Annotated in this window: 22 protein-coding genes and 2 rRNA genes (1 of these 24 running past the window's edge); 20 read left to right on the top strand and 4 right to left on the bottom strand. The window is 66.7% G+C overall.

The window, feature by feature from the left end:
* The 17 genes from ABUE11_RS06255 to ABUE11_RS06335 all read left to right on the top strand — a co-directional run.
* Positions 1-2,072 (top strand): 23S ribosomal RNA (locus tag ABUE11_RS06255) (it extends 805 nt beyond the left edge of the window).
* Positions 2,073-2,193: 121 nt separating this feature from the next.
* A 5S ribosomal RNA gene (gene rrf / locus ABUE11_RS06260) occupies positions 2,194-2,306 on the top strand.
* A gap of 81 nt (positions 2,307-2,387) precedes the next feature.
* Positions 2,388-3,125 carry a 16S rRNA pseudouridine(516) synthase gene (locus ABUE11_RS06265; RefSeq protein WP_367068202.1) on the top strand — a complete coding sequence of 246 codons (738 nt, stop codon included), beginning with the start codon at positions 2,388-2,390 and terminating at the stop codon, positions 3,123-3,125.
* A 131-nt stretch (positions 3,126-3,256) separates the two neighbouring features.
* Complete coding sequence (locus ABUE11_RS06270) at positions 3,257-4,201, top strand: beta-propeller fold lactonase family protein (RefSeq protein WP_367068203.1); 945 nt, start codon at positions 3,257-3,259, stop codon at positions 4,199-4,201.
* Positions 4,188-4,997, top strand: a complete 810-nt coding sequence (locus tag ABUE11_RS06275) for a polysaccharide deacetylase family protein (RefSeq protein WP_367068762.1) — start codon at positions 4,188-4,190, stop codon at positions 4,995-4,997. Before ABUE11_RS06270 ends, ABUE11_RS06275 begins: the two co-directional genes overlap by 14 nt.
* A gap of 60 nt (positions 4,998-5,057) precedes the next feature.
* A complete protein-coding gene (locus ABUE11_RS06280) occupies positions 5,058-6,056 on the top strand; it encodes a sterol desaturase family protein (RefSeq protein ID WP_367068763.1) in 999 nt (332 codons plus the stop codon).
* 27 nt (positions 6,057-6,083) lie between these two features.
* Positions 6,084-6,977 carry an EI24 domain-containing protein gene (locus ABUE11_RS06285; protein WP_367068204.1) on the top strand — a complete coding sequence of 298 codons (894 nt, stop codon included), beginning with the start codon at positions 6,084-6,086 and terminating at the stop codon, positions 6,975-6,977.
* Entirely contained in the window at positions 6,974-7,795 is an 822-nt protein-coding gene (locus ABUE11_RS06290; RefSeq protein ID WP_367068205.1) for a molybdopterin-binding protein, read from the top strand. Before ABUE11_RS06285 ends, ABUE11_RS06290 begins: the two co-directional genes overlap by 4 nt.
* A 185-nt stretch (positions 7,796-7,980) precedes the next feature.
* On the top strand, positions 7,981-9,396 hold the full coding sequence (gene glnA / locus ABUE11_RS06295; RefSeq protein WP_367068206.1) for a type I glutamate--ammonia ligase: 1,416 nt from the start codon (positions 7,981-7,983) through the stop codon (positions 9,394-9,396).
* 215 nt (positions 9,397-9,611) lie between these two features.
* Positions 9,612-10,109 carry a hypothetical protein gene (locus ABUE11_RS06300; RefSeq protein ID WP_367068208.1) on the top strand — a complete coding sequence of 166 codons (498 nt, stop codon included), beginning with the start codon at positions 9,612-9,614 and terminating at the stop codon, positions 10,107-10,109.
* Between the two features lie 108 nt (positions 10,110-10,217).
* On the top strand, positions 10,218-11,198 hold the full coding sequence (gene glnL / locus ABUE11_RS06305) for a nitrogen regulation protein NR(II) (RefSeq protein ID WP_367068209.1): 981 nt from the start codon (positions 10,218-10,220) through the stop codon (positions 11,196-11,198).
* 36 nt (positions 11,199-11,234) lie between these two features.
* Positions 11,235-12,671, top strand: coding sequence for a nitrogen regulation protein NR(I) (ntrC, locus tag ABUE11_RS06310; RefSeq protein WP_367068210.1), 1,437 nt, complete (start codon positions 11,235-11,237; stop codon positions 12,669-12,671).
* Positions 12,672-12,843: 172 nt separating this feature from the next.
* Positions 12,844-13,893, top strand: coding sequence for a lipoyl synthase (gene lipA, locus ABUE11_RS06315; protein WP_367068211.1), 1,050 nt, complete (start codon positions 12,844-12,846; stop codon positions 13,891-13,893).
* A 99-nt stretch (positions 13,894-13,992) separates the two neighbouring features.
* The gene (locus tag ABUE11_RS06320) at positions 13,993-14,664 is read left to right on the top strand and encodes a DUF3348 family protein (protein ID WP_367068212.1); all 672 of its coding nucleotides are present in this window, start codon (positions 13,993-13,995) and stop codon (positions 14,662-14,664) included.
* Positions 14,661-17,228: a DUF802 domain-containing protein gene (locus ABUE11_RS06325; RefSeq protein ID WP_367068213.1), complete on the top strand. Its 2,568-nt coding sequence runs from the start codon at positions 14,661-14,663 to the stop codon at positions 17,226-17,228. Before ABUE11_RS06320 ends, ABUE11_RS06325 begins: the two co-directional genes overlap by 4 nt.
* A complete protein-coding gene (locus ABUE11_RS06330) occupies positions 17,228-17,881 on the top strand; it encodes an OmpA family protein (protein WP_367068764.1) in 654 nt (217 codons plus the stop codon). The genes ABUE11_RS06325 and ABUE11_RS06330 overlap by 1 nt, the downstream gene beginning before the upstream one ends.
* A 9-nt stretch (positions 17,882-17,890) precedes the next feature.
* The gene (locus tag ABUE11_RS06335) at positions 17,891-18,487 is read left to right on the top strand and encodes a DUF2894 domain-containing protein (RefSeq protein ID WP_367068214.1); all 597 of its coding nucleotides are present in this window, start codon (positions 17,891-17,893) and stop codon (positions 18,485-18,487) included.
* Here the strand turns inward: ABUE11_RS06335 and ABUE11_RS06340 are convergent.
* From ABUE11_RS06340 to ABUE11_RS06355, 4 genes are read right to left on the bottom strand one after another with little or no spacing between them, the layout of a single operon-like run.
* Complete coding sequence (locus ABUE11_RS06340; RefSeq protein ID WP_367068215.1) at positions 18,453-18,950, bottom strand: dihydrofolate reductase; 498 nt, start codon at positions 18,948-18,950, stop codon at positions 18,453-18,455. The two genes, ABUE11_RS06335 and ABUE11_RS06340, sit on opposite strands and share 35 nt — an antisense overlap.
* Positions 18,951-18,958: 8 nt before the next feature.
* The gene (locus tag ABUE11_RS06345) at positions 18,959-19,771 is read right to left on the bottom strand and encodes a thymidylate synthase (protein WP_367068216.1); all 813 of its coding nucleotides are present in this window, start codon (positions 19,769-19,771) and stop codon (positions 18,959-18,961) included.
* 3 nt (positions 19,772-19,774) lie between these two features.
* Positions 19,775-20,089 (bottom strand): CcdB family protein, encoded by a 315-nt coding sequence (locus tag ABUE11_RS06350; RefSeq protein WP_367068765.1) that lies wholly within the window; start codon positions 20,087-20,089, stop codon positions 19,775-19,777.
* A gap of 5 nt (positions 20,090-20,094) precedes the next feature.
* Positions 20,095-20,367, bottom strand: a complete 273-nt coding sequence (locus ABUE11_RS06355) for a type II toxin-antitoxin system CcdA family antitoxin (RefSeq protein WP_367068217.1) — start codon at positions 20,365-20,367, stop codon at positions 20,095-20,097.
* 107 nt (positions 20,368-20,474) lie between these two features.
* Here ABUE11_RS06355 and ABUE11_RS06360 point away from each other — a divergent pair, with 107 nt between their 5' ends.
* From ABUE11_RS06360 to ABUE11_RS06370, 3 genes are all read left to right on the top strand, one after another.
* The gene (locus tag ABUE11_RS06360) at positions 20,475-20,987 is read left to right on the top strand and encodes a sigma-70 family RNA polymerase sigma factor (RefSeq protein ID WP_367068218.1); all 513 of its coding nucleotides are present in this window, start codon (positions 20,475-20,477) and stop codon (positions 20,985-20,987) included.
* Positions 20,984-22,003 carry a FecR domain-containing protein gene (locus tag ABUE11_RS06365; RefSeq protein WP_367068219.1) on the top strand — a complete coding sequence of 340 codons (1,020 nt, stop codon included), beginning with the start codon at positions 20,984-20,986 and terminating at the stop codon, positions 22,001-22,003. The genes ABUE11_RS06360 and ABUE11_RS06365 overlap by 4 nt, the downstream gene beginning before the upstream one ends.
* Before the next feature lie 203 nt (positions 22,004-22,206).
* Positions 22,207-24,654 (top strand): TonB-dependent receptor, encoded by a 2,448-nt coding sequence (locus ABUE11_RS06370; protein ID WP_367068220.1) that lies wholly within the window; start codon positions 22,207-22,209, stop codon positions 24,652-24,654.
* Positions 24,655-24,662 lie beyond the last annotated feature (8 nt).

Genomic DNA, 24,662 nt, shown 5'->3' on the forward strand with positions numbered 1-24,662 from the left:
CTCCGAAAACTATTTAGGTAGTGCCTCAAGTATTACCTGCGGGGGTAGAGCACTGTTTTGGCTAGGGGGTCATGGCGACTTACCAAACCAAGGCAAACTCCGAATACTGCAGAGTACAGCTTGGGAGACAGAGCACCGGGTGCTAACGTCCGGACTCAAGAGGGAAACAACCCAGACCGCCAGCTAAGGTCCCTAAAATTGGCTAAGTGGGAAACGAAGTGGGAAGGCTAAAACAGTCAGGATGTTGGCTTAGAAGCAGCCATCATTTAAAGAAAGCGTAATAGCTCACTGATCGAGTCGTCCTGCGCGGAAGATGTAACGGGGCTAAGCCAGTTACCGAAGCTGCGGATGTGCAATTTATTGCACGTGGTAGGAGAGCGTTGTGTAAGCCTGTGAAGGTGTCTGGTAACGGATGCTGGAGGTATCACAAGTGCGAATGCTGACATGAGTAGCGTTAAAGCGGGTGAAAAGCCCGCTCGCCGTAAGCGCAAGGTTTCCTACGCAACGTTCATCGGCGTAGGGTGAGTCGGCCCCTAAGGCGAGGCAGAGATGCGTAGCTGATGGGAAACAGGTCAATATTCCTGTACCGATCAATAGTGCGATGTGGGGACGGAGAAGGTTAGCTCAGCCAACTGTTGGATATGTTGGTTCAAGCCTGTAGTCGTGCCTGGTAGGCAAATCCGCCGGGCTGAGATGAGAGGTGATAACGAGGGTGCTTGCACCTGAAGTGAGTGATACCCTGCTTCCAGGAAAAGCCACTAAGCTTCAGCTATTGACGACCGTACCGCAAACCGACACTGGTGCGCGAGATGAGTATTCTAAGGCGCTTGAGAGAACTCAGGAGAAGGAACTCGGCAAATTGATACCGTAACTTCGGGAGAAGGTATGCCGCAAGTAGGTGAACTTGTACAAAGGGAGCCCAAAGCGGTTGCAAAAAATCGGTGGCTGCGACTGTTTAATAAAAACACAGCACTCTGCAAACACGAAAGTGGACGTATAGGGTGTGACGCCTGCCCGGTGCTGGAAGATTAAATGATGGGGTGCAAGCTCTTGATTGAAGTCCCAGTAAACGGCGGCCGTAACTATAACGGTCCTAAGGTAGCGAAATTCCTTGTCGGGTAAGTTCCGACCTGCACGAATGGCGTAACGATGGCCACACTGTCTCCTCCTGAGACTCAGCGAAGTTGAAATGTTTGTGATGATGCAATCTCCCCGCGGAAAGACGGAAAGACCCCATGAACCTTTACTGTAGCTTTGTATTGGACTTTGAACGGATCTGTGTAGGATAGGTGGGAGGCTTTGAAGTGAGGTCGCTAGATCTCATGGAGCCGACGTTGAAATACCACCCTGGTGCGTTTGAGGTTCTAACCCAGGTCCCTTATCGGGATCGGGGACAGTGCATGGTAGGCAGTTTGACTGGGGCGGTCTCCTCCCAAAGCGTAACGGAGGAGTTCGAAGGTACGCTAGTTACGGTCGGACATCGTGACGATAGTGCAATGGCATAAGCGTGCTTAACTGCGAGACTGACAAGTCGAGCAGATGCGAAAGCAGGACATAGTGATCCGGTGGTTCTGTATGGAAGGGCCATCGCTCAACGGATAAAAGGTACTCTGGGGATAACAGGCTGATACCGCCCAAGAGTTCATATCGACGGCGGTGTTTGGCACCTCGATGTCGGCTCATCTCATCCTGGGGCTGTAGTCGGTCCCAAGGGTATGGCTGTTCGCCATTTAAAGAGGTACGTGAGCTGGGTTTAAAACGTCGTGAGACAGTTTTGTCCCTATCTTCCGTGGGCGCTGCAGATTTGAGGAAGCCTGCTCCTAGTACGAGAGGACCGGAGTGGACACACCTCTGGTGTACCTGTTGTCACGCCAGTGGCATCGCAGGGTAGCTAAGTGTGGAAGAGATAACCGCTGAAAGCATCTAAGCGGGAAACTCGTTTCAAGATGAGATCTGCCGGGGCCTCGAGCCCCCTGAAGGGTCGTTGTAGACCACGACGTTGATAGGCTGGGTGTGGAAGTGCAGCAATGCATTAAGCTAACCAGTACTAATTGCCCGTGCGGCTTGACCCTATAACTTTGATCGTTCCAACGAACAAGGACTGTTGTGCCAAGCACGCAATCAAATTACCCCTGATTCCTGACTCTATGAATTCGCCAGGCAGTCCCATCGACTGCCCAGCACCAAGTTATGCCTGATGACCATAGCAAGTCGGTCCCACTCCTTCCCATCCCGAACAGGACAGTGAAACGACTTCGCGCCGATGATAGTGCGGGTCCCCGTGTGAAAGTAGGTCATCGTCAGGCTCTTACAGCCCAAACCGCCCTCCCGCTCCTACGAGTGGGAGGGCGTTTTGCTTTGGAAGCGGTACCAGATTCTCCGTACTCATGAATCTCCAAGATATTCTGTACTCTCAAGGCTTTGGAACTCGCCGCATTTGTGCAGGCCTGATTCAGCAGGGCTGGGTGGCAGTGCGTCAGGCGGGATCCCAGGCTCCGGTGGTTTGCCAGGATCCATTGCAGGACTTTGCTGAGGACGGCTTGATGGTGCGTGTACAGGGGCAGGATTGGCCGTATCAGTCCAAGGCCTACCTAATGCTCCACAAGCCCGCGGGGATCGAATGTTCCCAAAAGCCGTCAACTTACCCCAGCGTATACACCCTGTTGCCAGCGCCGCTGCGGCAGCGGCCGGTCAAGGGTGCTGTGAACGGCGTACAGGCCGTGGGGCGGCTGGATCAGGACACTACCGGCTTGCTGCTGCTGAGTGATGACGGCCAATTCATTCATCGCATGAGTTCGCCGAAGAAACATGTTCCAAAGCTTTATCAGGTGACGACCAAGCATCCCGTCGATCGCAGGCAGATCGAGCAGCTGTTGGCCGGCGTGCTGCTCGACGATAGCCCCGCTCCCGTGCGCGCTGCGGCATGCGTGCAGCCGGACACCTGCCGAATCGACCTGACCCTGACGGAGGGCAAGTATCACCAGGTCAAACGGATGATCGCGGCGGTTGGCAATCGGGTGCAGGCGCTGCACAGGGCTCGCATCGGTGGCCTGGATCTGCCGGCCGATCTGGCGCCGGGTGAATGGCGTTGGCTGGGCCCAGAGGAACTGGCGTTGCTGAAATAGCCTGCCACGACGACGGTGACGGGGTCAACCTCATATGCTGTGAATACGTTGTCCGTGGACGCTCGCGCTGCGGGCAAACTCTTGAGGGGTAGCAGGTGAATACAAGGTTGTTGGGGCGTTTGCTCGCCGCGATGGCAGCGGTCGGGCTGGCAGTCGGCGCCCATGCCGCGCAACCGCCCGTGTTTGTGCTCAATTCCCTGCAGGCCGACATCAGCGTCATTGACCCCGTGACCTGGACGGAGACGGCGCGCATTCCCACGGGCAAGGAGCCGCACCACCTCTATCTCACGCCCGATGAGAAATCGCTCATCGTCGCCAACGCCCTTGGTGACAGCCTGACATTTGTCGACCCGCGCACGGCCCAGGTGCAGCGCACGGTACGCGATATCGTCGATCCGTACCACCTGCGCTTCTCGCCGGACATGCAATGGCTGGTGACCGCTGCAAACCGCCTCAATCATGTGGATTTCTACCGCTGGGATGGCAAGGACCTGACCCTGGTCCGGCGCGTACCGACGGGCAAGACGCCCAGCCATCTGTGGATCGACAGCGCAAGCCGTACCGTGTACTGCACCATGCAGGACAGTGATGAGCTGGTGGCGATTGATATCGCGACGCAGACCATCAAATGGCGACTCAAGACGGGGCCCATGCCGGCCGATGTCTATGGGAGCCCGGATGGACGCCAACTCTTTGTGGGCTTGACCGGCAGCGACAGTGTGGAGGTGATCGACATCTCGGGCGCACCGCCGCGCAGTGTGCAGCGCATCAAGACGGGCAAGGGCGCTCATGCCTTTCGCTCCGCTGGAGACGGTCGCCACCTGTTCGTGAGCAACCGGGTGGCCAACACCATCGCCAGGATCGACATGCGGGAGCTGCGCGTGGTGGATTCCTATCCGGCTCCCGGCGGGCCGGACTGCATGGACGTGTCGCCCGATGGTCGCTGGCTCTATGTCAGCGCACGCTGGTCGCGCAAGTTGCTGGTGATCGATACCGTGGAGCGCAGGGTGGCGCAGGCCATCAGCGTTGGCAAGTCGCCCCATGGAGTCTGGACGCTCCAACATGCCAAGCGCTAGCCGGGTTGCCGGGGCACTGCGGCTCCGCTCGATTGTTGTTGCTATAAAAATAGCAGCTGTTTGCGCTCTACCGTCGGGCGCTGGAGCCCAAAATGACTGCAAGGGATTGGTCTACCTGACCTTTGACACGGGCCATATGGGCGTTGCCCCATTGGTGGCCGAAGTGTTGCGGCGTCAGCAAGTCCGTGTGACCTTCTTCGCGGCCGATGAGCGTACCCAGGATGGCGGCAGCAGCCTGGATGCGCAATGGGCGCCCTGGTGGCGGGCCAGGGCGGCCGAGGGTCATGAGTTTGCCTCGCACACCTTGCACCATGTGTACTGGCGCGCCGACGACGGGGCGGGCTTTCTTGTCAGACCGTCGGCCGGCCCCCAGGCGGACAAGACGTTCTTCATGAGTGCGGACCAGTACTGCGCGCAGATCGATGGCGCAGCCAGCCGGCTGCGCGCCGTGACAGGCAAGGAGCCGTTGCCGCTGTTCCGTGCGCCGGGTGGAAAGACATCACCGCGCCTGCTGCAAGTGGCGCGCGACTGCGGCTACGCGCATGTCGGCTGGACGCCGGCCGGCTTCCTCGGTGATGAGCTGCCGAGCGCACGCTACAGCAACCGCATGCTCCTGGCGCAGGCACTGCGCAACATCGGCGATGGCGATATCTTGCTGGCCCATCTGGGCATCTGGTCGCGCCGCGATCCATGGGCGCCGGCCGTGCTCGAGCCGCTGATCAAGGGACTCAAGGCGCATGGACTTTGCTTTCGCACATTGCGCGAGCATCCCGACTACGGTCCGCGTGTCAGGTAGCCACCATGGACCATAGGCTCCAGGCCGCTGGCCATGACCAATGTTGATGCGAGTGCGGTGATGGCGAACTTCCTTTCCTGGCCCAGCCAGCTGTTCGATGCCGCTCAGCAATGGCTGTTCGAGGCCGTGGTGCAGCCCGGGTTGTTCTCGCTCGGCCTGGCGAACGTGCTCGAGGATGGCTACGACGCGACGGGCTGGTTGCTCGTCGGGCTATTGCAGTTGCTGGTCATGGTGGTGGTCATTAAACCGCTGGAGCGCTGGCGTCCGGTGGAGCCGGTGCGTGACCGGGCCGCCGTGCGTGTCGATGTGATCTATACCCTCGTCCATCGCCTGGGGCTGTTTCGCCTGGTGCTGTTCTTCACGGCCACGCCGCTGTGTGACGCGCTGTTCGGGTCGCTGCGCGCGCATGGCTGGCACGGCGTGCAACTCGACGCGCTGCTGCCCGGGGTGACCGACCGGCCGCTGGCAAGTCTGCTGCTGTATCTGCTCGCGTTCGACTTCATCGACTACTGGATCCATCGCGGCCAGCACCGGTTCGGCTGGTGGTGGCGCCTGCATTCCCTGCATCACTCGCAGCGGCAGATGACCATGTGGAGCGACAGCCGCAATCATCTGCTCGACGACCTGTTGCGCGACATCATCATCGTCGTCGTGGCGCAGTGCATAGGCGTGGCACCGGGCCAGTTCGTGGCCATCGTGGCGCTCACCCAGCTCAGCGAGAACCTGCACCACGCCAACCTGCGCCTGTGGTTTGGGCGCATCGGCGAACGGCTGTGGGTCAGCCCGCGCTTTCATCGTTTGCACCATGCCATTGGCATAGGGTATGAGTCGCAGCCTGCGCGGCGCCCCGGGGCCGCGGTGCTTGGCGGGCACAACTTTGGCGTGTTGTTGCCCTGGTGGGACATGCTGTTTGGCACGGCCAACTTCGAGCTGCGCTACGAGCCGACGGGCGTGCGTGACCAGGTCGAGCCCGGCCCGGACGGGCTCGTGCGCGACTACGGCCGTGGCTTCTGGGCCCAGCAATGGCGCGGATTGCAGCGCCTGGTGGGGCGCGGCTGATGCGGTATTGGCGCTATGCTTGCGCGCATGGGGCCCTTGTTTGACTCATTCTGGCGCGCAGCAGGCTACTGCCTGATGCCGCGCGTCGTGGCGCTGTCGCTGCTGCCGCTGCTGTTGATCACGCTGGCGGCCTGGGGGGCGGCCCATTTTTATTGGCAGCCGGCCGTGGCTTGGATGCAGGCGATGCTCGAGGGCTCGCACTGGCTGGCCCTGGTGTGGGACTGGCTGCAGCGTTTCGGTGTGGACAACCTTCCGGTGCTGCTCGCGCCGCTGCTCGTGCTGATACTGGCGACGCCGGTGATCGTCATCGTCTGTGTGCTGGTGGTGGCCGTGCTCATGGCACCGGCCATCGTGTCTCTGGTGGCCGAGCGGCGCTTCGCACAGCTGGAGCGCAAACGCGGAGGGAGCTTCGTGAGCAGTGTGCTGTGGTCGCTGGGCGCAACCATTGCCGCGCTCCTGGCGCTCGTGGTCTCCATGCCGCTGTGGCTCATCCCGCCCCTCGTGCTGGTGCTGCCGCCGCTGGTCTGGGGCTGGCTGACCTACCGTGTGATGGCCTTCGACGCCCTGGCCGAGCATGCGAGCCGACCGGAGCGGCAGGAAATCTTCAGGCAGCACAGGCTGAACCTGCTGGTCATCGGCGTACTGTGCGGCTTTCTGGGAGCGGCGCCGGGTATTGTCTGGGCCTCGGGCGTGGTGTTCGCGGCGGCGTTCGTCGTGCTTGTGCCCGTGGCCATCTGGATTTACACGCTGGTGTTTGCCTTTTCATCCCTGTGGTTCACCCACTATTGCCTGGCTGCGTTGCAGCGCCTGCGGGAGCGGGGCGCAAACGTCCTGGAGCCCGCCGAACCGATCCCAGGTGACCCGCAGCCTTCCCCGCCGGCACTTGCCGCACCAGACACTACCGATCTGCCTCGCCCATGACACCTTGCTTCGGTCTCATCATCGTCGGTGACGAAATCCTCTCCGGCAAACGCGCGGACAAACATCTCGCCAAGGTCATAGAACTGCTTGCGGCCCGCGGCCTGTCGCTCTCCTATGCGGACTATGTGGGGGACGATCGTCCGCGTATCACGGCGGCGCTCGAGCGTGCCTTTGCCTCCAGCGATGTCGTGTTCAGCTGTGGTGGCATAGGCGCGACGCCCGACGACCACACGCGTCAATGCGCCGCGGCGGCGCTCGGCCGGCCGCTGCTGCTGCACCCCGAAGCGGCAGCCCTGATCCGCGCGCGCATGCAGGACGTGGCGCGCGAGCAGGGCGAGGTGTTCGATCCGGACCGTGCGGACAACCTGCATCGCCTGAACATGGGCGTGTTTCCTGAAGGCGCGCGCATCATCCCCAACCCCTACAACAAGATTCCGGGCTTCAGTTGTGACGGGCCGGGTGGTGGCATGGTGCATTTCGTGCCGGGCTTCCCGGTCATGGCCTGGCCCATGGTGGAGTGGGTGCTCGAGCATTACTGCGCCGCCTGGTTCAACCGCCAGCCGCAGACCGAGCATTCCATCGTGCTCTATGGCGCCATGGAGGCCGCGCTCACGCCGTTGATGGAGCGCATCGAGGCCGCGTATCCCGGCATCAAGGTATTCAGTCTGCCCAGCGTCGACCATCCCGTCCATGGCCGCCATGTGGAACTGGGGGTCAAGGGAGCGGCCGACCTGGTTCCCGCTGCATGGCAGGAGCTCTATCAGGCTTTGCACCAAACCGGTGCATCCATGGGCCCCGAGATGGTGCGAAATTTGTGATGAGGCGGGCCTCTTAGAATCGCGCTCGCATTCGGTGCATGTGCTTGTGGCGTCCCAGCGGGCGTCCTCGGGGTGATTTCGATGGTGCACCACGATGCCGTGTCGGTGTCCCGTAGCCTGGCACGCAAACTGCTTTCCCTTGTGCATCAATTTTTCGATGCGCTTTCTATCCCTGGAGAAACCTGATGGCCAAGACCGTTGCAGACGTGATGAAGATGGTGGAGGAAAACGAAGTCAAGTTCGTGGACCTGCGCTTTACGGACACCCGCGGCAAGGAGCAGCACGTGACCGTGCCTGTTTCGCATTTCGACGAGGACAAGTTCACCTCGGGCCACGCCTTCGATGGCTCCTCGGTTGCCGGCTGGAAGGGCATCGAGGCCTCGGACATGCAACTCATGCCCGACCCGAATACGGCCAACATCGACCCGTTCTTTGAGGAAACCACGCTGTTCCTGCAGTGCGACGTGGTCGAGCCCGGCGACGGCAAGGCCTATGACCGTGACCCGCGCTCCATCGCCAAGCGTGCCGAGGCCTATCTGAAGGCCTCCGGCCTGGGCGACACGGCCTACTTCGGCCCCGAGCCCGAGTTCTTCATCTTCGACGGCGTGCGCTGGAGCAACGAGCCCGGCAAGGTGTTCTTCGAGATCGAGGAGTACGAGGCGCCCTGGAACAGCGGCACCAAGTTCGACAGCGGCAACCGCGGCCACCGTCCCACGACCAAGGGCGGCTACTTCCCCGTGCCGCCCGTGGACAGCACCCAGGACATGCGCGCCGAGATGGTGCTGATCCTCGAATCCCTGGGCATCCCCGTCGAGGTGTTCCACCACGAGGTGGCAGGCGCTGGCCAGAACGAGATCGGTACCAAGTTCTCCACCCTCGTCGAGCGCGCCGACTGGACCCAGGTGCTCAAGTACGTGGTCTGGAACGTGGCCAACGCCTATGGCAAGACGGCGACCTTCATGCCCAAGCCCTATGCGGGCGACAACGGCTCGGGCATGCATGTGCACCAGTCGATCTGGAAGGACGGCAAGAACCTGTTCGCGGGTGACGGCTACGCCGGCCTGTCCGACTTCGCGCTGTACTACATCGGCGGCATCATCAAGCACGCCCGCGCGCTCAACGCCATCACCAACCCCGGCACCAACAGCTACAAGCGCCTGGTACCCGGCTTCGAGGCGCCCGTGAAGCTCGCCTACAGCTCGCGCAACCGCTCGGCCTCGATCCGCATCCCCTATGTGGCCAACCCCAAGGGCCGCCGCATCGAGGCGCGCTTCCCCGATCCCTCGGCGAATCCCTACCTGTGCTTCTCGGCACTGATGATGGCCGGTCTCGATGGCGTGGAAAACAAGATCCACCCGGGCGAGGCCGCCACCAAGGACCTGTACCACCTGCCGCCCGAGGAGGACAAGCTGGTGCCCACCGTCTGCCACAGCCTCGACCAGGCCCTGGAGGCGCTGGACAAGGACCGCGGCTTCCTGACCAAGGGCGGCGTGTTCTCCGACAGCATGCTCGACGCCTACATCGACCTCAAGATGAACGAGGTGCAGCGCTTCCGCATGGCACCGCATCCGGTCGAGTACGACATGTACTACTCGCTCTGAGTGACCGAAGGCGCATGAACGGGGCGGCTTCGGCCGCCCTTGTCATTGCGGGGTATGCGCCGGCAAGAGGAACAACGGTGGCTTTTTCGGCTCCCAACGCTCGCACGAGGGCGGCACAATTCGTAAGCACTGGTGAATCGAAGATACTTGTCGCTACTGCCCATGCCCACATGGCCGAGAACACGGGGCATGATGTGAGCCATATGAGGAGTGCAATGACATACCGCCTGTTGATCCTGCCCGCTTTGGCCCTGATGCTGCAGCCCGCATGGGCGCAGGACCGCATCTACCGCTGCGGCAACGAATACACGAACAATGCCACCCAGGCCAAGGAACGTGGCTGCAAGCTCGTCGAGGGGGGCAACGTGACGGTGCTCCAGGGCTCGCGCCCGGCGGCACCGGCGCCGGCCGCCGCTTCCCGTGCCTCGTCTTCCGGCAGCGCCTCGCCCGCGAATGCGCCGCGCGTGGATGCCGCCGATCAGCGCGCGCGTGACGCCGATGCCCGCGCCATCCTCGACGCGGAACTGCGCAAGGCAGAGGCGCGCCTGGAAGATCTGCGCAAGGAATACAACGACGGAAACCCCCAGCGCACGGCGCTGGAAATGCGCAACCCGCAGGGCTACATCGAGCGCACGGCCGAGCTCAAGGCCGCCGTGGCCCGGGCCGAGGCCGATGTCGCGGGCATCAAGCGCGAGCTCGCCAGGCTGAAATAAATCTTGAGCAACACAAACGTCACCGAAGGATCAGGGCTCGCTCAGCGCTACCAGGCGCTGGATCTGGTTTCCACGCTGATTGCAGTTCTGCACCCAAGTGGTGCAGTGATGTTTGTCAATGCCGCCCTCGAGGGCGCCCTGGGCCTGTCGCGTCGCATGCTCGAGGGCGTCGACTTCTGTTCCCTGCTCACCGAACCGGCCACCCTGCAGACCGCGTTGATGGGGACGCAGGGGCGCGACTTCGCGGCCTTGCGCTTCGAGGCGGCGCTGCGCCGCCCGCTCCATGACCCCTTGCCCGTGCATGCCAACGTGGCGCTGACCGAGTCCGGCGCCGAGGTCATCGTGGAGCTGTGGCAGCTCGAGGCACAGGCGCGCCAGGACCGCGAAGAGCGCCTGCGGGAGCAGGCCCAGGCGCACAAGGAGCTGATCCGCAACCTGGCCCACGAGATCAAGAACCCTCTGGGCGGCATACGCGGCGCCGCACAGCTGCTGCAGATGGAACTGCCCAGCCCGGAGCTGGCGGAATACACCGAGGTCATCATCCACGAGGCCGACCGCCTGCAGGCGCTGGTCGACCGGCTGCTGGCTCCGCACCGCCAGCCGCATCAGGTGGGCGATGTGAACATCCACGAGGTGTGCGAGCGCGTGCGTTCGCTGGTGCTGGCCGAATACCCGCATGGCCTGGCCGTGCTGCGCGACTACGACACCTCCATCCCCGAGTTCCGCGGCGACCGTGCCCAGCTCCTGCAGGCGCTGCTCAACATCGTGCAGAACGCAGCGCAGGCGCTCGCCGAGCGCATCGCCGCCGGTGATGCCCAGATCACCCTGCGCACGCGCGTGGCCCGGCAGGTCACGTTCGGGCGCCAGCGCTACCGCCTGGCATTGGAATTGCATGTCATCGACAACGGGCCGGGTGTGCCCGAGGCCATCAGGGAGCGGATCTTTTATCCGCTGGTGACGGGCCGGGATGGGGGATCGGGTCTGGGCCTGACGCTGGCGCAGACTTTCGTGCAGCAGCACCAGGGCCTGATCGACTGCGAGAGCGAGCCGGGTCGCACGGATTTTCGCGTACTCATCCCGTTGCCCTGAACCTGGCCTTGTCGACAGGAAAGGGAGCACAAACACATGAAGCCGATCTGGATAGTGGATGACGACCCGTCGATTCGCTTCGTCCTCGAGCGCGCGTTGGCGCGCGAGAACCTGCCCACGCGCAGCTTCACGCAGGCACGGGAGGTGCTGGATGCACTGGCCGACCTCGGCGGCGCCGACGCTGCGCATCAGGGCCCCCAGGTGCTGGTGAGCGACATACGCATGCCCGGCACCTCGGGCCTGCAGCTGCTGGAGCAGGTGCGCGCGCAGCAGCCGGCCCTGCCGGTCATCGTGATGACGGCCTTCTCCGACCTGGACAGCGCCGTCTCTGCCTTCCAGGGCGGCGCCTTTGAATACCTGCCAAAGCCCTTTGACGTGCCCAAGGCCGTGGAGCTGATCCGGCGGGCCGTCGAAGAGAGCCAGCGCGAAGAGGTGGCCGAGCAGCAGCAGGCCGATGCGCCCGAGATGCTGGGCCAGGCGAGCGCCATGCAGGACGTGTTCCGCGCCATCGGGCGTCTGTCGCAAAGCGTGGTCACGGTGCTGGTCACGGGCGAGTCCGGGACCGGAAAGGAGCTCGTCGCGCGCGCATTGCACAAGCATTCGCCGGTGGCGGACGGGCCCTTCGTGGCCATCAACACCGCCGCCATCCCCAAGGACCTGCTCGAGAGCGAGCTGTTCGGCCACGAGCGTGGAGCCTTCACGGGCGCACAGGCGCAGCGGCGCGGGCGCTTCGAGCAGGCCGAGGGCGGCACGCTGTTCCTCGACGAAATCGGCGACATGCCGCTCGACCTGCAGACGCGTCTGTTGCGTGTGCTCTCGGACGGCCAGTTCTACCGCGTGGGTGGCCACGCCGCCGTCAAGTCCCATGTGCGCGTGATCGCCGCCACGCACCAGAACTTGGAGCAGCGCGTGCGGGAGGGTGTGTTTCGCGAAGACCTGTTTCACCGCCTCAACGTCATTCGCCTGCGCCTGCCGGCATTGCGCGAACGCAGTGAGGACGTGCCCATGCTCACGCGCCATTTCCTGCAGCGCAGCGCGCTCCAGTTGGGCGTGGAGCCCAAGCGCATCTCCGATGCCGCACTGCAAGTGTTGCAGCGCTTTGACTTCCCCGGCAATGTGCGCCAGCTGGAGAATATCTGCCACTGGCTCGCCGTCATGGCGCCCGCGCAGGTCATCTCGGCGCGCGACCTGCCGCCCGAGGTGCTGCAGGGAGGCGCAGAAGCTGCGGCGTCCCCGGTCGCCACGGACGCCGGATGGGAGCTGGCGCTCGAGACCGAGGCGCAGCAGCTGCTGCAGGCCGGCGAGCCGCACCTGTGGGACCAGCTCACGCGGCGCTTCGAGACGCGCCTGATCCGGGCCGGCCTGCACGCCACGCAGGGCCGGCGTGTCGATGCGGCCCAGCGCCTGGGCATTGGCCGCAACACCATCACGCGCAAGATCCAGGAGCTGGGGCTGGATGACGAACAGCCCTGAGCTGGCGGGGCACGGACCCATCCCGGTCTCCATGAGCCCTTGACCGGGCCGTGAATTGCACGACCGCCGATAATGTGCCCCTTGCCCCGGCCGGCGCTGACCGGTCCGGGTGCCGTTTTCATCGCTGTCGCCGCCGATGCCGGCCGATGCGCGGTGCAAGGACCGTCAGACCATGAGTGAAACCCAGAACCATCCACGCCCCACGCCGGGCGCCAAGTTTGTCAGCCCGCAGGGCACGCGCGCCATCAAGGACGGTGTGAAGGTCAGCCCCATCACCCTGGTGCCCGACCGCCAGGGCAAGCCCGAATGGCTGCGCATGCGCCTGCCCTCGGGCGCCAAGTACCAGGAGGTGATGGACATCGTGCGCAGCCGCCAGCTGTCCACCGTGTGCGCCGAATCCAAATGCCCCAACATCTCCGAATGCTGGGGCCGCGGCACGGCCACGCTGATGCTCATGGGCTCGGTGTGCACGCGCGCGTGCAAGTTCTGCTCGGTCTCCACCGGCAACCCCCAGGGCTGGCTGGACCGCGACGAGCCCGCCAAGGTGGCCGACGCCGTGGCGCTCATGGGCCTGAAGTACGTGGTGTTGACCTCCGTCGACCGCGACGACCTCGCCGATGGTGGCGCGGCGCATTACGCGGCCTGCGTGCGCGCCATCCACGAGCGCACGCCCGACACGGCCGTGGAGGCCCTCACGCCCGACTTCCAGGGGCGCCACGACTGCGTCGCGCAGATCCTCGATGCGGGCCTGGCGACCTACGCGCAGAACCTGGAGACCGTCGAGCGCCTGACCCACCCCGTGCGCGATGCGCGCGCGGGCTATGCGCAGACGCTGGCCATCCTCAAGTTCGCCAAGGGCTACGCGCCCCAGACCATCACCAAGACCAGCCTGATGCTGGGCCTGGGCGAGACCGACGACGAGATCGAGCGCGCCCTGAGCGACATGCGCGCCGCCGATGTGGATGTGGTGACCATGGGCCAGTACATGCGCCCGACCAAGAACCACCTGCCCGTGCAGCGCTATGTGACTCCCGACGAGTTCAAGAAGTACCGCGAGCTCGCGCTCGGCCTGGGCTTTGTCGAGGCCGTGGCCGGCCCCTTCGTGCGCTCGAGCTACCGCGCCGAGCGTGTGCTCGAGGGCAACAACCTGGGGCTCGACACCGTCGATCCCGCCATCCTAGAAGGCATACGCGACTCGGCCGGTGCATCGCTGCGCTGCTGAGGTCGTGGCGGCCCTGACCCCTTCGATACAAAAGTCCACGGGGGTCTGTCGGCATGGCAGTGTAGACTGCCGGGTTTTTTGAACCGCATGAGCCGCACTATGGCCCCGTATACCGGGCGCGCCGGCCTTACGGGGGCGACGCTCGTGCGTCTGCTGGCCGACATGGCCGACGCGCCTGCGCGCATGGGCGAGACACGCAGCGCATTTGCCGACGGCCTGGTGCAATGGGTGGGCTGGACGGACGCGATCGCGCTGTCCTCGGCCCTGGAGCGCCCCGCCACCGCCGCCCGCGCGCAGGACCGCCATGCCCAGGAATGCGCCGAATACGAGCGCGTGCGCACTACGCTGGCCCAGGCCATCGCGCGCGAGGCGCAGTCCGCCGGGCGATCGACCCTGGAGGCCGGCATGGGCTTCGCCCCGTACCGCCAATGCTGCCTGGCACGCCAGCAGGCCATGGAGGTGGCCGTGGGCGCGCTGCGCGAGCGCGTGCGCGCGGCCGTGGCCGCCGCAGGTGGCGAGCTCGCCCGGCTGGCCGCCGTGGACGCGGTGCTCGCCCAGGCGCTGGCGGCGCAGGAGCAGCGCCTGTTCGCCGCCGTGCCCGCGCGGCTTGAAAAGCGCTACCAGCGGCAATGCCCGGACGGGGCCGCCGAGGCCGCGCGCGACGCATTTCGCGCCGAGCTGCAGGCCGTGCTGCTGGCCGAGCTGGACTTGAGATTGCAACCGGTCGAAGGGCTGCTGGCGGCGCTTCGACGACCAACGGATACGACATGACGACCTTGTTTTCCCTCGCGGCCTTTGCCGCCGGCCTGGCCGCCATAGGCTGGGTGGGCGCGGGCTATCTGCATGCCCAGCCGCTGGCGCTGGCCATCATCGTGCTGATCACGGCCTTTTACCTGCTTGGCAGCTGGGAGTTGCTGCGCTTTGCCCGCGCCAGCCGCGCCCTGGCGGCGGCGCTGGCCGGCCTGTCCGAGGCGCCCCAGCGGCTCGACGACTGGCTGAGCGCATTGCCCGCGGGCCTGCGCAACGCCGTGCGCCAGCGCGTGGAGGGCGGACGCACCAGTCTGCCGGGGCCTTTGCTCGCGTCCTACCTCACGGGGCTGCTGGTGCTGCTGGGCATGCTGGGCACCTTCGGTGGCATGGTGCTGGCCTTGAACGGCACGGGCGCGGCACTCGCCGGCGCCGAGGGGCTGGACGCCATGCGCGACGCGCTGTCGGCCCCCGTGCGCGGCCTGGCGCTGGCGTTCGGTAGCTCGATGGCGGGCGTGGCCGCCTCGGCCATGCTCGGGCTGATGACGGCGCTGTGCCGGCGCGAGCGCATACGCGTGGCGCGCACGCTCGACGCCGCCATGGCCGGAGCGCTGCGGCCGTTCTCCAGCCAGCACCAGCGCGAGGCCTCGCTGCGTCTTTTGGAGCAGCAGACCGGCGTCATGCCCCAGGTGGTCACCGGCCTCAAGGACTGCATGGCCGCGCTCGAGCGCCAGCAGCAGGCCCTCGCCGAGCGCCTCGCGGCCGAGCAGCAGCGCTTCTACCGCGAGACCGAGACCGCCTACACGGCTCTCGCCGCCACCGTACAGCGCACCCTGGCCGACACAGCCGCGCAGAGCGCCGCCCAGGCCGGCGCCGCCATCCAGCCCGTGACCGAGGCCACCCTGGCCGCCCTGGCGCGCGAGAGCGCGCGCCTGCAGCAGGCCATGGCGCAGCAGGTGGGCGACCAGCTCGACGCCATGGCCGCGCGATTTGCCGAGGCCACGAGCGCCGTGAGCACGCAATGGACCGATGCACTGCACGAGCACCGCGCGACGGGCGAGGCCACGGCCCAGGCGCTGGAGGCGTCTCTCGCGCGCTTCACCCAGGGCTTTGAGCAACGCACGACCGCGCTGGCCGACGATCTGGCCGCGCGACTGACGCAACACTCCGACACCCAGGCCGCGCGCTGGGACCAGGCGCTCGAGCGCCAGACGGCCATGGCCGCAGGCTTTGCCGAAGCCGCGAGCGCCGTGAGCGGGCAGTGGACTGATGCGCTGCAGGAACACCGCGCGACGGGCGAGGCCACGGCCCAGGCCTTGGAGGCGTCTCTCACGCGCTTTACCCAGGGCTTTGAGCAACGCACGGCCGCGCTGGCCGACGACCTGGCCGAGCGCCTGAGCCGCCATTCCGACAGCCAGGCCGCGCGCTGGGACCAGGCGCTCGAGCGCCAGACGGCCATGGCCGCAGGCTTTGCCGAGGCCGCGAGCGCCGTGAGCGGCCAGTGGACCAGCGCGCTGCAGGAACACCGCGCGACGGGCGAGGCCACGGCCCAGGCGCTGGAGGCGTCTCTCGCGCGCTTCACCCAGGGCTTCGAGCAGCGCACGGCCGCGCTGGCCGACGACATGGCAGCGCGTCTGGCGCAGCAGTCCGACGCCCAGGCCGCGCGCTGGGATGCGGCCCTGCAGCAGCAGGGCAGCGCGCTTGCGCTGCTGGCCGAGCGCCAGCAGCAGTCCCTGCAATGCGCGACCGACGGCCTGGCCGGCCATGCGGCCGCGCTGCAGTCCACGGTGCAGCAGGCGCACGATGAACTCCAGGGCCGCCTGGCAGCGCAGGAAGGCGAGCGCCTCGCGCAATGGACGCAGGCCCTGCAGACGGTGGCAGCCACGCTGACCGAGGAATGGCAGGCCGCGGGCGCGCAGGCCGCAGTCCAGCAGCAGCGCACCAGTGACGCGCTGGCCAGCGCCGCGGGCGAGATCGCGCGCCAGATGCAGGCCCAGGCCCAGGGCACGCTCGCCGAGGTGCAGCGCCTCGTGCATGCCGCGGCCGAGGCGCCGCGCGCCGCCGCCGAGGCCATGGGTGCGCTGCGCCAGCAGATCAGCGACAGCATCGCGCGCGACAACGCCATGCTCGACGAGCGCGCACGCCTGGTCGAAACCCTGTCCACCCTGCTCGACGCCGCGGGCCGCGCGGCCGACGAGCAGCGCGGCGCCATCGACACCCTGGTGGCCCAGGCCGCAGCCTCGATGGAGCGCACGGGCGGGCAGTTTGCCCAGACGCTCGATGCCCAGGCAGAGCACCTGGAAGGCCTGGCCGCGCAGCTCACGGCCGGCGCCACCGAGGTCGCCAGCCTGGGCGAGGCCTTTGGCGGCGCCGTGCAGCTCTTTGGCCAGGCCAGCGAGCAGATGCTCGCCCAGCTGCAGCGCATCGAGGAGGCCATGGCCCGCTCGCTCACGCGCAGCGACGAGCAGCTGGACTACTACGTGGCCCAGGCGCGCGAGGTCATAGAGCTCAGCGTGGGCGCGCAAAAGCAGATCATCGACGGCCTGCAGCAGGTGGCGGCCCAGCGCGCCGAGGAGCCCGTTGCATGATGGCCGATGCCGGCATGGATACGGGCGGCGAGCTCGACGACGGCCTGGACGGCGCGGCCCCGGTCTGGGCCGTGTTCGGCGACCTGATGGCCGGCGCCCTGGGCGCGTTTGCGCTCATCCTCGTCTGCGCCCTGGGCATGCAGATGGAGCTGGCCGAGCGCCTGAAGACCGCGCAGCAGCAGCGCGCCGAGCAGGCGCGCCGCCTCATGACGCTGGAGCAGGCCCTGGCCGGGCCGCTGGCCGCGGGCCGCGTCACGCTGCAGGACGGGCGCATAGGCATCAGCGGCAGCGTGCTCTTCGACTTCAATTCCGCCGAGCTCCAGCCCGAGGGGCGGCAGCTGCTGCGCAGCATCTCGGCGCCGCTGGCCACCTATCTGCGCGAGCGCGGCGAGATCCTCATGGTCAGCGGCTTTACCGACGACCGGCCCATGCGCAGCACGGGCGCGCGCTTTGCCGACAACTGGGAGCTCTCGGCCCAGCGTGCCCTCACCGTGACGCGCACGCTCATCGACGAGGGCATTCCCTCGTCCCAGGTGTTCGCCGCGGCGTTCGGATCGGAGCAGGCCGTGGCATCGAATGCCGACGCCGAGGGCCGCGCGCGCAACCGCCGCGTGGAGATGGCGCCCATGCCACGCCCCGCGCGCAAGCCATAGGTGCCGGGCATGATCCCTGTGCAGCAGCTTCTCATGCAGGCGCTCGCGCGCCGCGCCGCCACGCACAGCGGCCCGGTGCGCCGCCTGCTGGATGCGCGCCTCGCCGAGCTGTCGGCCGCGCAGGGCGGGGCCGCGGACGCCGTTGCCGCCCCAGGTGATGCCCATGGTGATGCTTCTGGTGATGCCATCCCCGCAGCGCGTGCCACCGACGGTCCGGGCCCCCTGGGCTGGCTGGCCCGGGAACTGGCCCGCGCTCATGCGGCGCCCACGTCCGAAGGATTGACGGCGCCGCCGCAGCGCGAGCTGCAGGTGTTACAGCGCCACCGGGCCACCTGGACGCGCCTGTCCGCCGAGGAGCGCCTGCGTCAGGCGCTGGCCCAGGTGCCGGCACAGGCCGGGCCGCTCAACTCGCACCATCTGGTGCACCGTGCGTTGATGCTGATGCAGGCCGCCTCGCCCGAATACCTGCAGCGCTTCGTGCCCTATGTGGATGCGCTGCTCGCGCTCGAGCAGATGCAGGCGCCGCCCGCGCCGGCGGCCCCGACACGCGCGCGCCGCGCACCGGCCGGCGCTAGCCGTGGCGCCGCACGTAAGTCACGAAGCTGAAGGGCAGGCCGCCGCTGCCCACATGGCGCGTGCGCGCCAGCTCCTGCCATTCGGGGCCGAGCACGGGCGCATGGGCGTCGCCGTCGAAGTCGCGTGCGATCTCCGTCACCTCGACGCGGCCGGCCAGCGGCAGGGCCTGGGCGTAGATCTGCGCACCGCCCATGATCCAGGCCGTGTCGCTGCCGGTTTGCTCTGCAAACGAGAGCGCCTCGCGCAGGCTGGATGCGCGCTTGGCACCGATTTCATTCCAATCTTCCTGGCGCGTGACGACGATGTTGGCGCGCCCCGGCAGCGGCCGAAAGCGCGCGGGCAGCGAGTCCCAGGTCTTGCGCCCCATGATGACCGGGTGGCCCTGGGTCAGCGCCTTGAAATGCGCGAGGTCTTCGGGCAGATGCCAGGGCATGGCGCCGTCCCGGCCAATGACGCCATTGGCGGCGCGCGCGTAGATGAGGGCGATTTCCATGGCCTGCCTCACACGGCCACCGGCGCCTTGATGGCCGGGTGGTGCTCGTAGCCCACGACCTCGAAGTCCTCGTAGGCGTAGTCGAAGATGGAGGCCGGCCGGCGCTTGATGTTCAGCGTGGGGTAGGCGTAGGGCTGGCGCGCGAGCTGGGTCTGCACCTGCTCGAAATGGTTGTTGTAGATGTGGCAGTCGCCGCCCGTCCAGATGAAGTCGCCCACGGCCAGGTCGCACTGCTGCGCGAGCATGTGGGTGAGCAGGGCGTAGCTGGCAATGTTGAACGGCACGCCGAGGAAGATGTCGGCGCTGCGCTGGTAGAGCTGGCACGACAGTTTTTTGTCCGCGACGTAGAACTGAAAGAACGCGTGGCAGGGCATGAGCGCCATCTTGTCGAGCTCGGCCACGTTCCAGCTGCTGACGATGATGCGGCGGCTGTCCGGGTTGGTCTTGAGCTGCTCGACCACCTGGGCGATCTGGTCGATATGCCCGCCGCCGGGCGTGGGCCAGCTGCGCCACTGCACGCCGTAGACCGGGCCGAGGTCGCCGGTTTGTGGGTCCGCCCATTCGTCCCAGATCGTCACGCCGCGCTCCTGCAGCCAGCGCGCGTTGCCGCTGCCCTGCAGAAACCACAGCAGCTCCAGGATGATGCTTTTGAGATGCACCTTCTTGGTGGTGACGAGCGGAAAGCCCTCTGAGAGGTCAAAGCGCATCTGGTGGCCGAAGACGCTCTTCGTTCCGGTACCGGTGCGGTCGCCCTTGGGCGTGCCATGCTCGAACACATGGCGCATGAAGTCTTCGTATTGGGTGCGGATGGGGTGGGGCATCGGTCAATAGCCTCCAAACAGGAGGTCCAAGGCATTTTGAATGTCCAGCTGCTGCGCTGACAGGTTGTCGACCTTGCGGCGCAGAAAACTGTCGGGTACGGCGCCCAGCGCGGCGGTATCCATCACCACGCGTTGGCCGCTGACGTCCAGGGTGGGGTGCAGATCCTGCGCGCGTGGGCTCAGAAGGCCCTCGGCCCAGAGGGGCACCACGATGCGCGTGTGCAGCCCCTCTATGAAGTCGCTCTGGATGTCCAAGAAGAACGGGATGCGCGGCTGCTCCTCGGGATCGGGGTTGGCATAGACGTCGAAGCGGGCCATGCCATTCACGTGTCGGCCTTGCCGTCACCCAGCCGCCTGCCAAAGCTGCGGTAGCGTGCCAGCGGCAGGCCATATTGCGCAACGCGCGCGTTGTAGGCGGCCACGGCCTCCTTGTTGTCTTCGTTCCACTGCGCGCGGTAGCGCCGCCTGACCTCCTCGGCCAGCAGCTCGTCCACGGTCTGCGAGATATTCAGCCCGAGTTCGCGCGCCAGCTCCAGCACCTTGCTGTTGAGGCTGAGGTTGGTGGCTTTCTTGGGGGCGTTGTCGAAGTCGAGCATGTGATCCTCCAAGAGGAATGCGCAGATTTTATGCGCATCGCCCGGTGCCGGCGCTCGGGAGTATGCATCTCTATAATCGAGAATCATTCGCAAATAAGCGTCGCACCATGTCCGTTCACCCCCTGCACACGCTCTACAGCGACCACCATGGCTGGTTGCAGGCCTGGTTGCGGCGGCGCCTGGGGTGCCTGGACGACGCGGCGGATCTGGCGCAGGACACCTTCGCGCGCCTGCTCGCGCGGCCCGTGCAGGCGCTGGAGGCCGACGTGCTGCGCGAGCCGCGCGCGTACCTGACCACCGTTGCCCACGGGTTGCTGGTGGACTTCTGGCGCCGCGGCGCGCTCGAGCGTGCCTATCTCGACGACCTGGCCCATCAGCCCGAGGCGCTGCAGCCCTCGCCCGAGGAGCGCCTGGCCGCCGTGCAGATGCTGCAGGCCGTCGATGCGCTGCTGCAGGGGCTCACGCCCAAGACGCGCGCGGCCTGGCTCATGAGCCGGCTCGACGGCCTCACGCATGCCGAGATCGCCACGCAGCTGCAGGTGTCTGTGCCGCGTGTGCGCCAGTACCTGGCGGGCGCCATGCGCCACGCGTATCAACTGCGATTTGGCGCCGCCTCATGACGAGCGTGACTGCAGACGACGCGCCGGTGTCCGCGCAGGTGCTCGACGAGGCCATCGCCTGGCAGCTGCGCATGGAGGAGGGCGAGGGCGGTGCGGACGCAGAGGGCGGTGCGCTGCAGCGCTGGCTGGCTGCCCACCCCGACCACGCGCGTGCCTGGCGCCAGCTGCATCGGCTGGGCGCCGAGATGGCTGCGAGCCTGGCAGTGGCGCGCGGCCCCGCGGTGCGCCAGGCGCTGGTGCGGCCCGCGGCGCGGCGCCCGCGGCGTGCCGCCGCCGTGCTGGCCGTCGCCCTGGCGGTGGTGGTGGGCTGTGGCGTGCTCGACCGCTTCCAGCCCGTCACAGAGCTGCTGGCCGACCACCATACCGGCACCGGCGAGCGCCGCAGCATCACATTGCCCGATGGCACCGTGCTGCACCTGGACACGCGCAGCGCCGTGGATGTGGCGTTCGATGCCTCGCGCCGCGCCATCGTGCTGCGTGCGGGCCAGGTGGCGGTCGAGACCGCGCATGGCAGTGCAGAGCGGCGCCCCTTTGTCGTGCTGACGGACGGGGGCAGCCTGCGCGCGCTGGGCACGCGCTTTACGGTCCAGGCGCTGCCTGGGCAGGCCGGCGCCACGAGAGTCACCGTCACCCAGTCCGCCGTGGCCGCGCGTCCGCCCGGCTGCACGGCCGCGCCCGACGATGACTGCGCGGGCGAGCGCATCGTCCAGACCGGCCAGACCGCGCTGCTGCACGGCGGCCGAGTGGACCTGCCCAAGCCCGCACCGCCCGAACCCGACGCCTGGAAGGACGGCCTGCTCGTCGTCGAGAACCAGCCCCTGGCCGACGTGGTGGAGCAGCTCGCGCGCTACCGCCCGGGGCGCCTGGCCGTCGATCCGCGCGTGGCCAGCCTGCGGGTAACGGGCACGCTGCCGCTGCGCGACACCGACCAGGCCCTGCTGGCCCTCACGGCCGCCGTGCCAGTGGAGGTGGCCTACACCACGCGCTGGTGGGTGACGCTCGAGCCTCGACGCTGAGTTCGGCATCAAATGTGCCGCCAGTCCTTTGCAGGTGGGCGCTGGAAGCTATCAGTATGAGAGTGTTTGGGTCCGGGTACGGGCGAGGGCGAGGGCGTAAGCAGAAAAAAAAGTGGCGCCACCCCCTCTCGCTTTTTCGCGCTCGTTCGGCATGCAAGGAAGAAGGTTTTCCGATTCCACCTCTTGATCTTTCTTGGAGTTTCATGCCCATGCCCAATGCCTTGCCCTTTTCCCTCAAACCCTGCGCCGCCGCGCTGCTCCTGGCCCTGACGACGGGCATGTTGGTCGCCGCCGCGCCGGCCGCGGCGCAGACGACCGCCGCCGCGGCCGTGCGCGACTATGACCTGCCGGCCGGCCCGCTGGCGGCCACGCTCAACCGCATCGCGCGCGAGGCCGGGCTGGCCTTCAGCACCGATGCGCAGCTGATGCAAGGGCGCAGCGCCGCGCCGGTGCGCGGCCGTTTCGAGGCGAGCGAGGCCATGCGGCGCGCGCTGGCCGGATCGGGTCTGGAGCTGCTGGGGACCACGGGCGGCGGCTACACGCTGCGGGCGGCTGCGCAGCCAGCGCCTGGCGCCGCAGGCAGCGGGGCGGTGCTCGCGCCGGTCACGGTGACGGCGCAGGCCGATTCCGCCACCGGCCTGCCGCCGGTCTATGCGGGCGGTGCCGTGGCGCGCGGCGCACGTGCGGGTGTGCTGGGCAATCTGGACTTTCTCGATACGCCTTTCAACATCTCCGCCTACACCAGCGAGACGATAGAGAACCAGCAGACGACGAGCATCGCCGAGGCCGTGGTCAACGACCCCTCGGTGCGTGTGTCCGGGGGCAATGGCGCCCTGTCCGACGAGTTCGTCATCCGCGGCTTTCCCGTGGACAACAAGGACGCGACCTTCAATGGCCTCTACGGCGTGCTGCCGGCCTACCGCACCTCGCTGGAGTTCGTCGAGCGCATCGAGATCAGCAAGGGGGCGACGGCCTTTCTGAACGGCATGGCGCCGATTGGCAGCATCGGCGGCAACATCAACATCGTGCCCAAGCGCGCGGGGGATGATCCGCTCACGCGGGTGACGGCCTCGTACGCCTCGAAGAGCCAGGGCGCGCTGCACCTGGACGTGGGGCGGCGCTTTGGCGAGAAGAAGGAATTCGGCATTCGCGCCAATGCCGTGGTGCGCCGAGGCGACAAGGCCATCGACTACCAGAAGCAGGAGGTCGATCTGGGCTCCCTCGGCCTGGACTACCGGGGCGAGCGCCTGCGACTGTCGGCCGATCTGATCTCGCAGAGCGAGGACCTGCACGGCATCCAGCATGTCCTGAACGTGGCGTCCGGCATCGTGGTTCCGAGCGCACCGGATGCGACCCACAACCTTGGCCAGCCCTGGTATGTCGGCAATCGCCGCGCCCAATCGGCCATGGTCTCTGGCGAGTTCGACCTGAACGCGCATTGGACGGCATGGCTGCGCGCCGGGCAGGCCACCACCAAGAACCACGTCATCGGCGCGGGCGGTGGCTTCACGCTGCTCGATGCCAGCGGGAACACGCGCATGCTCGATTCGCTGGTCCGGTTCCGCTACAAGACCGACTCCGTGGACACGGGCCTGCGCGGCCAGTTCGCCACCGGGGCGGTGCATCACCGCGTGAGCCTGGGCCTGACGTCCTACCAGCAGATCGCCAGCCGCTACATGGACATCAAGCGCACCACGCCGCAGTTCTCCAACCTCTATGCCCCGCAGGTGCATGCACAGCCCACCTTCGTGGACCGCGCGCCGTGGAAGGAGGCCGACATCCGCCTGGACAGCGTGTCGCTGTCCGACACCCTGTCCTTCATGGACGAGCGCGTGCTGCTCACGCTCGGCCTGCGCCACCAGCGCGTGCGCACCGAGAGCTTCAGCTATCTGACCGGCCAGCCCACGGGCACGCCGTATGACGAAGATGCGCTCACGCCCATGGTCGGCCTGGTGGTCAAGCCGTGGGAGAAGGTATCGCTGTACGGCAACTACATCGAAGGGTTGTCGCAGGGCGAGACCGCGCCGATCGATGCCGACAACGGCGGCGAAGTGTTCGCCCCCTACAAGTCCAAGCAGTACGAGGTGGGCGCGAAGATCGACCATGGCCGCCTGGCCACCACGGTCAGCCTGTTCCAGCTGAGCAAGCCCACCGGCGGCTACCTGCCTGGCACCAACACCTATGCGCAGGGCAACGAGCAGCGCAACCGGGGCCTGGAAGTCAACGTCTTCGGCGAGCTCGCGCGCGGCGTGCGTCTGCATGGTGGGGCGATGTACAACCAGGCGCGCCTGGTGCGCACGGCCACGGGGGTGAACCAGGGCAACACTGCCACCGGCGCACCCCGGCTGCAGCTCAACCTGAGCGGTGAGTGGGATGTGCCCCAGCTGCCCGGCCTCACGCTGTCGGCCCAGGCGGTCCGGACCAGCAAGCAATACGTGAATGCAGCCAACACGCAGTCCATACCGGGGTGGACGCGCTGGGACCTGGGTGCCCGCTACCGGACCCAGATCGCCGGCAAGGCCACCACGCTGCGCATGTACGTGCACAACGTGACGGGCAAGGACTATTGGGCGGGCACGTCGATCTGGGGCAGCGGCCTGTACCTGGGCGCACCGCGCACCGTGTCGGCCTCGCTCACCGTGGACTTCTAAGCCAAATT

It is taken from the genome of Oryzisolibacter sp. LB2S, assembly GCF_040732315.1.
GTDB classification, from domain to species: domain Bacteria; phylum Pseudomonadota; class Gammaproteobacteria; order Burkholderiales; family Burkholderiaceae_C; genus Alicycliphilus; species Alicycliphilus soli.

Bases quoted from the DNA above. Each gene is read 5' to 3' on its own strand.
- ABUE11_RS06265 (WP_367068202.1), top strand. From the start codon at position 2,388: ATGAATCTCCAAGATATTCTGTACTCTCAAGGCTTTGGAACTCGCCGC.
- ABUE11_RS06270 (WP_367068203.1), top strand. From the start codon at position 3,257: ATGGCAGCGGTCGGGCTGGCAGTCGGCGCCCATGCCGCGCAACCGCCC.
- ABUE11_RS06275 (WP_367068762.1), top strand. From the start codon at position 4,188: ATGCCAAGCGCTAGCCGGGTTGCCGGGGCACTGCGGCTCCGCTCGATT.
- ABUE11_RS06280 (WP_367068763.1), top strand. From the start codon at position 5,058: ATGGCGAACTTCCTTTCCTGGCCCAGCCAGCTGTTCGATGCCGCTCAG.
- ABUE11_RS06285 (WP_367068204.1), top strand. From the start codon at position 6,084: ATGGGGCCCTTGTTTGACTCATTCTGGCGCGCAGCAGGCTACTGCCTG.
- ABUE11_RS06290 (WP_367068205.1), top strand. From the start codon at position 6,974: ATGACACCTTGCTTCGGTCTCATCATCGTCGGTGACGAAATCCTCTCC.
- glnA (WP_367068206.1), top strand. From the start codon at position 7,981: ATGGCCAAGACCGTTGCAGACGTGATGAAGATGGTGGAGGAAAACGAA.
- ABUE11_RS06300 (WP_367068208.1), top strand. From the start codon at position 9,612: ATGACATACCGCCTGTTGATCCTGCCCGCTTTGGCCCTGATGCTGCAG.
- glnL (WP_367068209.1), top strand. From the start codon at position 10,218: ATGTTTGTCAATGCCGCCCTCGAGGGCGCCCTGGGCCTGTCGCGTCGC.
- ntrC (WP_367068210.1), top strand. From the start codon at position 11,235: ATGAAGCCGATCTGGATAGTGGATGACGACCCGTCGATTCGCTTCGTC.
- lipA (WP_367068211.1), top strand. From the start codon at position 12,844: ATGAGTGAAACCCAGAACCATCCACGCCCCACGCCGGGCGCCAAGTTT.
- ABUE11_RS06320 (WP_367068212.1), top strand. From the start codon at position 13,993: ATGGCCCCGTATACCGGGCGCGCCGGCCTTACGGGGGCGACGCTCGTG.
- ABUE11_RS06325 (WP_367068213.1), top strand. From the start codon at position 14,661: ATGACGACCTTGTTTTCCCTCGCGGCCTTTGCCGCCGGCCTGGCCGCC.
- ABUE11_RS06330 (WP_367068764.1), top strand. From the start codon at position 17,228: ATGGCCGATGCCGGCATGGATACGGGCGGCGAGCTCGACGACGGCCTG.
- ABUE11_RS06335 (WP_367068214.1), top strand. From the start codon at position 17,891: ATGATCCCTGTGCAGCAGCTTCTCATGCAGGCGCTCGCGCGCCGCGCC.
- ABUE11_RS06340 (WP_367068215.1), bottom strand. From the start codon at position 18,950: ATGGAAATCGCCCTCATCTACGCGCGCGCCGCCAATGGCGTCATTGGC.
- ABUE11_RS06345 (WP_367068216.1), bottom strand. From the start codon at position 19,771: ATGCCCCACCCCATCCGCACCCAATACGAAGACTTCATGCGCCATGTG.
- ABUE11_RS06350 (WP_367068765.1), bottom strand. From the start codon at position 20,089: ATGGCCCGCTTCGACGTCTATGCCAACCCCGATCCCGAGGAGCAGCCG.
- ABUE11_RS06355 (WP_367068217.1), bottom strand. From the start codon at position 20,367: ATGCTCGACTTCGACAACGCCCCCAAGAAAGCCACCAACCTCAGCCTC.
- ABUE11_RS06360 (WP_367068218.1), top strand. From the start codon at position 20,475: ATGTCCGTTCACCCCCTGCACACGCTCTACAGCGACCACCATGGCTGG.
- ABUE11_RS06365 (WP_367068219.1), top strand. From the start codon at position 20,984: ATGACGAGCGTGACTGCAGACGACGCGCCGGTGTCCGCGCAGGTGCTC.
- ABUE11_RS06370 (WP_367068220.1), top strand. From the start codon at position 22,207: ATGCCCATGCCCAATGCCTTGCCCTTTTCCCTCAAACCCTGCGCCGCC.